This is a genomic window from Vibrio sp. V23_P3S9T160, from assembly GCF_963886625.1.
Classification (GTDB): Bacteria; Pseudomonadota; Gammaproteobacteria; order Enterobacterales; family Vibrionaceae; genus Vibrio; species Vibrio anguillarum.
In genome coordinates this window covers 1-10,652 of record NZ_CAWPDB010000005.1, presented here as the reverse complement: position 1 = coordinate 10,652, position 10,652 = coordinate 1, and the positions used below count along the sequence as shown (strand labels likewise).

General features: G+C 45.7%; 8 protein-coding genes. 6 read left to right on the top strand and 2 right to left on the bottom strand.

Features of this window, described 5'->3' with window-relative positions; translation table 11 throughout:
• Positions 1-1,903: transketolase (tkt, locus tag AACU59_RS00265; protein WP_161437664.1), on the top strand; the 1,903-nt coding region annotated here is incomplete at its 5' end.
• A 63-nt stretch (positions 1,904-1,966) separates the two neighbouring features.
• Here tkt and AACU59_RS00260 read toward each other — a convergent pair.
• Positions 1,967-2,869 carry a LysR family transcriptional regulator gene (locus AACU59_RS00260; protein ID WP_019282284.1) on the bottom strand — a complete coding sequence of 301 codons (903 nt, stop codon included), beginning with the start codon at positions 2,867-2,869 and terminating at the stop codon, positions 1,967-1,969.
• 143 nt (positions 2,870-3,012) lie between these two features.
• Here AACU59_RS00260 and AACU59_RS00255 point away from each other — a divergent pair, with 143 nt between their 5' ends.
• The 5 genes from AACU59_RS00255 to mscS all read left to right on the top strand — a co-directional run bounded on the left by AACU59_RS00255 (position 3,013) and on the right by mscS (position 9,895).
• Positions 3,013-4,968 carry a ligand-gated channel protein gene (locus AACU59_RS00255; RefSeq protein WP_094145162.1) on the top strand — a complete coding sequence of 652 codons (1,956 nt, stop codon included), beginning with the start codon at positions 3,013-3,015 and terminating at the stop codon, positions 4,966-4,968.
• A gap of 199 nt (positions 4,969-5,167) precedes the next feature.
• Positions 5,168-6,193: an erythrose-4-phosphate dehydrogenase gene (gene epd / locus AACU59_RS00250; protein WP_094145161.1), complete on the top strand. Its 1,026-nt coding sequence runs from the start codon at positions 5,168-5,170 to the stop codon at positions 6,191-6,193.
• Positions 6,194-6,341: 148 nt separating this feature from the next.
• Positions 6,342-7,505 carry a phosphoglycerate kinase gene (locus AACU59_RS00245; RefSeq protein ID WP_026027969.1) on the top strand — a complete coding sequence of 388 codons (1,164 nt, stop codon included), beginning with the start codon at positions 6,342-6,344 and terminating at the stop codon, positions 7,503-7,505.
• A gap of 153 nt (positions 7,506-7,658) precedes the next feature.
• A complete protein-coding gene (gene fbaA / locus AACU59_RS00240) occupies positions 7,659-8,735 on the top strand; it encodes a class II fructose-bisphosphate aldolase (RefSeq protein WP_013857804.1) in 1,077 nt (358 codons plus the stop codon).
• Positions 8,736-8,968: 233 nt separating this feature from the next.
• Positions 8,969-9,895, top strand: a complete 927-nt coding sequence (mscS, locus tag AACU59_RS00235; RefSeq protein ID WP_161437663.1) for a small-conductance mechanosensitive channel MscS — start codon at positions 8,969-8,971, stop codon at positions 9,893-9,895.
• 74 nt (positions 9,896-9,969) lie between these two features.
• On the opposite strand, the gene AACU59_RS00230 is transcribed toward mscS, so the two are convergent.
• Positions 9,970-10,602 (bottom strand): LysE/ArgO family amino acid transporter, encoded by a 633-nt coding sequence (locus AACU59_RS00230; RefSeq protein ID WP_094145159.1) that lies wholly within the window; start codon positions 10,600-10,602, stop codon positions 9,970-9,972.
• Positions 10,603-10,652 lie beyond the last annotated feature (50 nt).

Here is a 10,652-nt window from a genome sequence, read left to right as displayed (position 1 = left end):
GGGTATGGCGGATATCGCTGAAGTGCTTTGGCGTAGCCACTTAAACCATAACCCACAAAACCCACAATGGGCTGACCGCGACCGTTTTGTGCTGTCAAACGGCCACGGCTCAATGCTGATTTACTCTTTATTGCACCTGAGCGGTTACGCGCTGTCGATTGATGATTTGAAAAACTTCCGTCAATTGCACTCAAAAACACCAGGTCACCCAGAATACGGTTACGCGCCGGGCATTGAAACCACCACGGGCCCACTAGGCCAAGGTATTACTAATGCGGTCGGCATGGCGATGGCTGAAAAAGCACTGGCGGCGCAGTTCAACAAACCGGGTCACGACATTGTTGACCACTTCACTTATGTGTTCATGGGTGATGGTTGTTTGATGGAAGGCATCTCGCACGAGGCGTGTTCTCTGGCGGGCACACTGGGCCTTGGCAAACTGATTGCGTTTTGGGATGACAACGGCATCTCTATCGATGGTCATGTGGAAGGCTGGTTCTCTGATGACACGCCAAAACGTTTTGAAGCGTACGGCTGGCATGTTATTGCTGCGGTTGATGGCCATAACGCTGAAGCGATTAATGCCGCGATTGAGGCTGCGAAAGCAGACCCTCGTCCAACCTTGATTTGCACCAAAACCATCATCGGTTTTGGCTCGCCAAATAAAGCGGGCTCACACGACTGTCACGGTGCCCCTTTAGGCGCTGAAGAAATCAAAGCAGCGCGTGAATTCCTGGGTTGGCCGCATGCACCTTTCCACATCCCTGCCAACATTTACGCGCAGTGGGATGCCAAAGAAGCTGGCCAAGCGAAAGAAACCGATTGGAACGCCAAGTTTGAAGCCTACGCCGCCGCTTACCCAGCCGAAGCCGCTGAGTTCAAACGCCGCGTAAATGGCGAGTTGCCAGCAGAATGGGAAGCGAAAGCGAGTCAAATTATCGCTGACCTTCAAGCTAACCCAGCCAATATTGCGTCACGTAAAGCGTCACAAAATGCGCTGGAAGCGTTTGGTAAAATGCTGCCAGAATTTATGGGCGGCTCGGCGGACTTGGCACCGTCTAACCTCACCATGTGGTCGGGCTCTCAATCGCTCACGGCGGAAGATTTCTCGGGTAACTACATTCACTACGGTGTGCGTGAATTCGGTATGACTGCCATCATGAATGGTATCGCGCTGCACGGTGGCTTCGTTCCTTACGGCGCAACCTTCCTGATGTTTATGGAATACGCCCGTAATGCAATGCGTATGGCCGCGCTGATGAAGATTCAGAACATCCAAGTCTACACTCATGACTCGATTGGCTTGGGTGAAGATGGCCCAACCCATCAACCGGTTGAGCAAGTGGCTTCACTGCGTTTGACACCGAACATGAGCACATGGCGTCCGTGTGACCAAGTGGAATCAGCCGTCGCATGGAAGTTGGCGATTGAGCGTAAAGATGGCCCATCAGCGCTGATTTTCTCTCGCCAAAACCTAGCGCAGCAGCCACGCAGTGAAACGCAAGTTGCGGATATCGCGAAAGGTGGTTACATCCTAAAAGAGTGCACTGGTCAGCCTGAGCTTATCCTGATTGCCACTGGCTCTGAAGTTGAACTGGCGGTAAAAGCCGCAGAGCAACTTACAGCAGAAGGTAAGAAAGTGCGCGTAGTTTCGATGCCATCGACCGATGCGTTTGATAAACAAGACGCAGCTTACCGCGAAGCCGTACTACCAGCCGCCGTGACTAAGCGTATTGCAATTGAAGCAGGTATCGCCGACTTCTGGTACAAGTACGTTGGTTTTGGCGGCAAGATCATCGGTATGACTACCTTTGGTGAGTCAGCACCAGCGGATCAACTGTTCAAAATGTTCGGCTTTACGACTGAAAACGTGGTGAAACAAGCACAAGAGCTGCTTGCTTAAGTCTTCTTATTTTTAATGTAAAAGCCCAGCGAATGACTCGCTGGGCTTTTTTGATCTTGATGTTTATGGTGCTTTCCATTCCTCAGGACAGGCTTGACGTAGCGCGTCGATAAACAGACGCAGTTTGAGCGGATGTCTGCCTGCTGGATAATGACAACTAATTTCAGTGGGTGGCGACAACCATTCTGGCAAACATGCTTGCACACTGTTTGGGTGCGCTTGTTCAAAGCCTTTGGCAAACCATGTCGGCAGTAAGCCGATGCCTCTTCCTTTGGCTATCGCATCCGCTTGCATAGCTAAATTATCACTCTGCAAGCGGCTTGTGAGCGCAGGTAAAAGATAGCTGCCGTGAATAGGATGGATGAGAGCCAAGGCTTCTTGGCGAAAAGCGATAAAATCAATCCAAGGATGTTTGACTAGATCCTGTGGATGCTCTGGCATGTCGTTATTGGCAAGATAGTGTGGCGACGCATAAGGTGAATATTGCCAATGGCCGAGCAATTCACGTCTCCAGCCTTGTTGAGCAAACGGGCCAATCCAAATCAATAAATCAGGCTCAAGATGCGACTCTTCTGCCACATATTGGCTGTAGAGTCGAATGTTGATTTCGGTATGGGTTTGCATGAACTCATCCAATACGTTGCTCAACCAGCCACGAATTAAGTTCGGATGAACCACCAAGGTCATTTCACCGCTGATTTGGTTATTAAACTCTTGCAGTGCTTCATGGCTTTTTTCTGCTAATTCAAGCAGTTGTTCTGTATAAACTGCAAAAACTTGCCCAGCTTTAGTCAAAGTTAGACGGTTGCCTTGCCGAGCAATTAAGGCTTGTCCGAGATCGTTTTCCAAAGACGCCAAACGTCGACTGAGGGTGGACTTAGGCTGTTCCAGCGCTTTCGCCGCCGCAGTCAGGCTTTTGTATTGACAGAGAGCATGGAAAGCTTTGATCGCACTGAAATCATGCATAAGTAAAATGGCCTTTTAATCTAATCATCACTGTGTTCCATATTCGGTATCGACCATTCCATCTGTCTATCTATCTCAATCATCAAAATTATGAATAATCCACTCCTGAAATTAATAATCATTATCATTTAAAGGAGTGGTACATGTCCAGACTCAATCCGCTGAATGTTGCAATTACTGCAGCGCTCGGGTTATTCACCTCATCACACGTGTTCGCTGAAGAAATTCAATCTTATGAGAAATTAGTGGTGACGGCGGCTGGTTTTGAACAAACACAAGCGCAGGCTCCAGCGAGTATCAGTGTGATTACACGAGAAGAGTTGCAATCACGTTATTATCGTGATGTAACCGATGCACTGCGCAGTGTGCCGGGCGTGTTGGTGACTGGAGGTGGTGACAAAACAGACATCAGCTTGCGCGGTATGAGTTCAAACTACACCTTGATGTTAGTCGATGGTAAGCGTCAATCTTCGCGTCAAACTCGACCAAATAGTGATGGCCCAGGTATTGAGCAGGGATGGATGCCACCACTGCAAGCCATTGAACGAATTGAAGTGATTCGTGGCCCAATGTCGACTTTGTATGGTTCAGATGCGATTGGTGGTGTGATCAACATCATCACACGAAAAGATAATCAAGAGTGGTCAGGCAGTGTTCAGTTGGATACGGTTTTCCAAGAAAATCGCGATTCTGGCGATCAGAACAGCGTCAACTTCTTCCTGACAGGGCCACTGGCCGACAATCTTTCTCTGCAAGTTTATGGACAGAGTACCGAACGCGATGAAGATAAGATTGAACGTGGCTACCAAGACAAAAGCTTAAAAAGTTTAACTTCAAAGTTAAACTACCAACTTAATGAGCAGCATGATCTGACTTTTGAAGTGGGCACTTCCGCACAAGATCGCCGAGGCAATGTAGGGTTATCCGTGCCAACGACAGGTTGTAAAGGTGGGTGCGAAGACAGCTTAAACGAATACCGTAGAACCTATATTTCCCTTTCTCACCAAGGGGATTGGGGCGACTATGGTGTGTCGGATACTTATGTCCAACGTGAAGTAAGTAACAATAAAAGCCGTGAGATGGAGATCATCAATACGGTGGCTAAATCAAGCTTAGTGGTGCCATTGACTAACAATACGGCAACCGTAGGCATTGAGGCTTCACATTCAAAGTTAGAAGATTTTACCTCAAATAAAGCCTCTGATTTAACTCAGATTGAAAGCACTCAATGGGCGGCGTTTGTTGAAGACGAGTGGCGCATGACCGAGTCGTTTAACCTAACCTTAGGTGGCCGTGTTGACCACGATGAAAATTATGGTTCTCATTTTAGCCCAAGAGCGTATGGCGTGTGGACCATCAATCCAGCGTGGATTCTGAAAGGTGGCGTGGCCACGGGTTTCCGTTCACCGCAGCTCAGAGAAGTCACGCCAAATTGGGCGCAAGTGAGTCAAGGCGGTAATATTTACGGCAACCCAGATTTAAAACCCGAAACTTCAATCAACAAAGAGTTGGGGTTGATGTACCAAAATGGAGCGGGTCTTAACGCGAGTTTGACTTTCTTCCATAATGATTTCAAAGACAAAATTACCCGTGTTGTGTGCCCAAGCAACGTCTGTACTGCAGGCCCGAACGAGTGGGGCTCTGATCCCACTTATCGAGTGAACGTTGATGAAGCGTACACGCGTGGGGTTGAAAGTACGCTCGGTTTACCTATCACAGAAACGGTTTATTTCAACGCGAGCTATACCTTTACTGACTCAGAGCAAAAAACCGGAAAATATCAAGGTATGCCACTTGAGCAACAACCTGAACATCGCTTCAGCGCTGATATTGATTGGCAAGCGACTGACAATTTGAGCAGTTGGTTGAAGCTGACTTATCGTGGAAAAGAGAGCAACCCAGTCACTGGCCCTTCTCGTAGCAGCTTGATTGAGCCAGCTTATCAGTTCATCGATACTGGCATCACTTACGCGCTTTCTTCTCAAGTAAGTTTGAAAGGTGCGATTTACAATCTACTCGATGAAGAAATTTCATACCAAGAATATGGCTATGTAGAAGATGGACGTCGTTATTGGTTAGGTATTGACGTTAATTTTTAAACCATCAATACCGCAAATGAAATGGCTCCCGTTTGGTGAGCCATTTTTTATGGACATCTTTCTTGTCGTAGCCGCCGTTGCTTATACCTTGAGTTCGCTTAGAAACGGAATCTTTTGCGACAACTGATGGCTTGGGGTGTTGCTCTTGGTCGCTATCGGTTACTATCTGTACCACGAAAAAAGTTAAGACGATGGAATGATGCTTAAAGTCGCGATCAATGGTTTTGGGCGTATCGGGCGCAACGTGCTGCGTGCGATATATGAAAGTGGAAAAAGTCGGCAGATAAAAGTGGTGGCGGTGAATGAGCTGGCGCTACCTGATGCCATGGCGCACCTACTGCAATACGACACTACTCATGGTCGATTTGGTAAAAAGATCACCAATGATCAAGAGCATATCTATGTTCATCATGGGCTGGATGAGTATGACTCGATTCGAATTTTGCACCTTAGTGAAATCAAACTTCTGCCATGGCGCGATTTAGGCGTTGATATTGTGCTCGACTGCACGGGTGTGTACGGCTCAAAAGCCGATGGTTTGGAGCACATTGAGGCAGGTGCAAAGAAGGTACTCTTTTCACATCCCGGCTCACATGATCTCGATAATACGATCATTTATGGGGTCAACCATGAGACGCTAACCGCAGAACATCGCATTGTGTCGAACGGATCCTGTACCACCAACTGCATTGTACCGATTATTAAAGTTCTTGATGAAGCGTTTGGTATCGATTCCGGAACCATTACCACCATTCACTCGTCAATGAATGATCAACAAGTGATCGATGCCTACCACACCGATTTGCGTCGAACACGTTCCGCAAGCCAATCCATCATTCCAGTGGACACCAAGTTGCACAAAGGAATTGAAAGGATCTTTCCGAAATTTTCTAACAAATTTGAAGCGATATCAGTGCGCGTACCGACAGTTAATGTCACCGCGATGGATTTGAGTGTCACAATTAATACAAATGTGAAAGTTAATGACGTAAATCAAACCATTGTTAACGCATCTCAGTGTACATTACGTGGCATTGTTGACTATACTGAAGCTCCGCTTGTTTCCATCGATTTTAACCACGATCCCCATAGTGCGATTGTTGATGGTTCACAAACAAGAGTGAGCAACGGGCAGCTTGTTAAAATGCTCGTTTGGTGTGATAACGAATGGGGCTTTGCGAATCGCATGCTGGATACGGCACTCGCAATGCAAGCATCCGAGTAGTAGCAGGATGATGGAGATTTATTTATTTTCAGGCTTGAAATAAATAACTCAAATCTCCATATCGATAACCAGTTTGAAGAATTTATAGGCTCGGCAAGGTTGCCGGGTTTCCAAAAACTTTATTTATTAATATTTGAGAGGACAAACCATGTCTGTAATCAAGATGACCGACCTGGACCTAGCAGGTAAACGCGTATTTATCCGTGCTGACCTAAACGTACCAGTGAAAGATGGCAAAGTAACTTCTGATGCACGTATTCTTGCATCGCTACCAACAATTCAGCACTGCCTAGCGGCAGGCGCTAAAGTGATGGTTACTTCTCACCTAGGTCGTCCAACTGAAGGCGAATACGCGGAAGAGTTCTCTCTACTACCAGTGGTTAATTACCTAAACGACGCGCTAGATTGCGAAGTGAAACTGGCAAAAGATTACCTAGATGGCCTAGAGCTAAACGCAGGTGAGCTTGTTGTTCTAGAAAACGTTCGCTTTAACAAAGGCGAGAAAAAGAACGAAGAAGAACTATCTAAAAAGTACGCCGCTCTTTGCGACGTATTTGTGATGGATGCATTTGGTACGGCTCACCGTGCACAAGCCTCAACTCACGGCATTGGTATGCAAGCACCTATCGCTTGTGCTGGTCCACTATTGGCAGCAGAACTTGAAGCACTAGGCAAAGCAATGGATAACCCAGAGCGTCCATTAGTGGCTATCGTTGGTGGCTCAAAAGTATCTACTAAACTAACGGTTCTAGAATCGCTATCTAAAATTGCTGACCAACTGGTTGTTGGCGGTGGTATTGCTAACACTTTCATCGCAGCAGCAGGCCACAACGTAGGTAAGTCTCTATATGAAGCAGACTTGCTTGAAACGGCTAAAAAGTTGATGAAAGAGTGTTCTATTCCAGTAGCAACAGATGTTGCTTGTGCAAAAGCCTTTGATGAAAACGCAGAAGCGGAAATCAAAAACGTGGCGGATGTTCAAGATGACGATATGATTTTCGACCTAGGTCCAGACTCAACCGCACAACTAGCTGAAATCATCGCTAACGCAAAAACCATTCTATGGAACGGTCCTGTTGGCGTATTTGAATTCAAAAACTTCGAAGCAGGTACAAAAGGTATCTCTGAAGCGATTGCGAAATCTGCAGGTTTCTCAGTGGCTGGTGGTGGTGACACACTAGCGGCAATCGACAAGTTCGGTATCAAAGCGGATGTCTCTTACATCTCTACTGGCGGCGGTGCATTCCTTGAGTTTGTTGAAGGTAAAGTACTACCAGCGGTTGAAATGCTAGAAGCACGCGCGAAAGCTTAATGACTAATGAAAGCGGGAGTGATTCCCGCTTTCTTGTTTGCTGCACGTGTGTTTTTATTCTGATAGAATGACGCCAGTTGTGAGCAAACGTTTGCAAGAATTTAAACTTAACTGTTTTATTTTTAAAACGATAGAAAAAATAGGATCAAATCCATGTCTAAGATCTTCGATTTCGTAAAACCAGGCGTAATTTCTGGCGATGACGTACAGAAAGTATTTGAAGTTGCAAAACAAAATAACTTTGCTCTTCCTGCAGTAAACGTAGTGAACACTGACTCTATCAATGCGGTTCTTGAAGCTGCATCTAAAGTGAAAGCGCCAGTGGTTGTTCAGTTCTCTAATGGTGGCGCGGCTTTCTTTGCTGGTAAAGGCGTTAAACTTGCTGGTCAAGGTGCACAAATCCTAGGTGCGGTTGCTGGCGCGAAATATGTTCACGCTGTAGCAGAAACTTACGGTGTGCCTGTTATTCTTCACACTGACCACGCTGCGAAGAAACTACTTCCTTGGATCGACGGTCTACTAGACGCAGGCGAAGAGTTCTTCGCTCAAACTGGTAAGCCTCTATTCTCTTCTCATATGCTAGACCTTTCTGAAGAGTCTCTAGAAGAGAACGTTGAAACTTGTGCGAAATACCTAGAGCGTATGGCTAAAATGGGTATGACTATCGAGATCGAACTGGGTTGTACTGGTGGCGAAGAAGACGGCGTTGACAACTCAGACATGGATTCATCTGAGCTGTACACTTCTCCTGAAGACGTAGCTTACGCTTACGAGAAATTGAGCGCAGTGAGCCACCGTTTCACTATCGCAGCTTCTTTCGGTAACGTACACGGTGTTTACCAAGCGGGTAACGTGGTACTGACTCCAACTATCCTACGTGATTCACAAGCGTATGTTTCTGAGAAATTTGGCCTTCCAGCGAACTCTCTAAACTTCGTATTCCACGGTGGTTCTGGTTCTTCTGAAGCCGAGATCAAAGAGTCAATCAGCTATGGTGTTATCAAAATGAACATCGATACTGATACTCAGTGGGCAACTTGGGACGGTATCCGTCAGTACGAAGCTGAAAACCATGATTACCTACAAGGTCAAATTGGTAACCCTACGGGTGAATCTGCGCCAAACAAGAAATACTACGATCCACGCGTATGGCTACGTGCTGGTCAAGCATCGATGGTTGCTCGTTTAGAGAAAGCCTTCGCTGACCTTAATGCGATCGACGTACTATAAGTTCATTTATCTGGACTAAGTGATGAACCCGCTCAATGAGCGGGTTTTTTTATGGCCGAGATTCAGACAAAATGACTGGCGGATTGTTAAAATATTGCTTAACCTCTAACAAGCTCATATCAATGCTTCCAAGTAACTATTTGTTTTGTCAGTGTTTACATAAAACTGACTTTGCAACATAACCAAAGTGAGATATTGTGCCAAAAAACTGACACTCTGCTGTCAGTCGTTTTTTGTATTTGATGTTCAGTGGTAACAACAACATTCAAAATGATTTTATAAAGAGGAAATGCAATATGTCAGGTGAATCAATGGGCATCGAAGGTCCATTAGTCGATGGTTTAGCGCAAGCCAATACTTGGCTGACCAATAATTCAGATCTTTTGATACAATACGGCGTCAATATTATTTCCGCTATTCTGATCCTATTTATCGGTAACATTGTTGTTAAAGCTGTGGCTGGAAGTGTTGCCAAGGCTCTGAAAAAGAAAGACATGGACAAAGCAGTTGTTGAGTTTGTTCATGGTCTAGTCCGTTATACGCTATTTGTAGTGGTATTAATTGCCGCTTTAGGTCGCATTGGTGTGCAAACCGCTTCTGTTGTGGCCATTATCGGTGCGGCTGGATTGGCGGTTGGTTTAGCGCTACAAGGCTCCCTATCAAACTTTGCTGCGGGCGTTTTGATTGTGGCATTCCGCCCATTCAAATCCGGTGATTACGTGGAAGTGAGTGGTACTGCTGGATCGGTTGAATCGATTCAAATTTTTTCAACAGTACTGCGCACGCCTGACAATAAAATGGTGATTGTGCCTAATGGTTCGATCATCAGTGGCCCAATTGTTAACTATTCACGCCATGACACTCGTCGTATTGATTTGGTGATTGGTGTTTCTTATAAGTCCAATCTGCAAAAAACCAAGGAAGTGCTGGCTAAAGTAGTCGCGGCAGAGCCTCGTTTGTTGAAAGATCCTGCACCGACTATCGGTGTAATGGCCTTGGCCGATTCTTCAGTCAATTTTGTGGTTCGTCCTTGGGTGAAAACGACAGAGTATTGGGCTGTTTATTTTGATTTGTTACAAGCCATCAAAGAAGAGTTAGATAAAGAAGGTATTGAGATCCCATTCCCACAAATGGATGTTCATCTGAATAAAATGAATTAATTCATTTTCAATCAAGTGAAAAGGGCATGAAATGATTATTCAGTTCATGCCCTTTCTTTTTGTTGGTTATACACTTACAACAGATATTGAATTGCCAGCCCTTTTGCAAGGATAAAGGCGATGCTAAACATCATTGCAGCCACGGCCATGTCTATTCCTTTCTTCACGTTAGGCTTTGAGAGCGTCGGCCCCAGTTTCGCAGCACCAATTGATAAAGAATAAAACCATACAAAAGAGGCCATCATGGTTCCTAGCGCAAACGCGATGCGATCATGGCCTTCAAACTGACCACCAATCGATCCCAAAATCACAACCGTATCTAAGTATAAATGTGGGTTAAGCACAGTAACGGCTAACGCGCCTAGAATAACCGTTCGTTTACCACGTGCGATCACTTCGCCATCCGATTCATTAGTGCTTGTTGAAGTGAAGGCACTCCTTAAAGAAATAAATCCATAAAATGAGAGAAAAGCAACACCGCCTAAGGTAACTGAGGTCAGTAAGATTTCGTTACTTGAGAGTAGGGCACCGCCACCAAATATACCCAGAGAAATAAAAATCACATCCAGTAGACTACAGATGGTCGCCGTCGTTAAGTGGTGATTGCGCTTAATTCCTTGGTTTAGCACATAGGCATTTTGTGCACCAATAGGAATAATCATCGTTGCACCTAATCCAAAACCTTGTAGCAAAATCCACACATTCACAGCTCACCTCATCGTAATAATTCAATACAGTGAGCGCACAATAGCGAGAG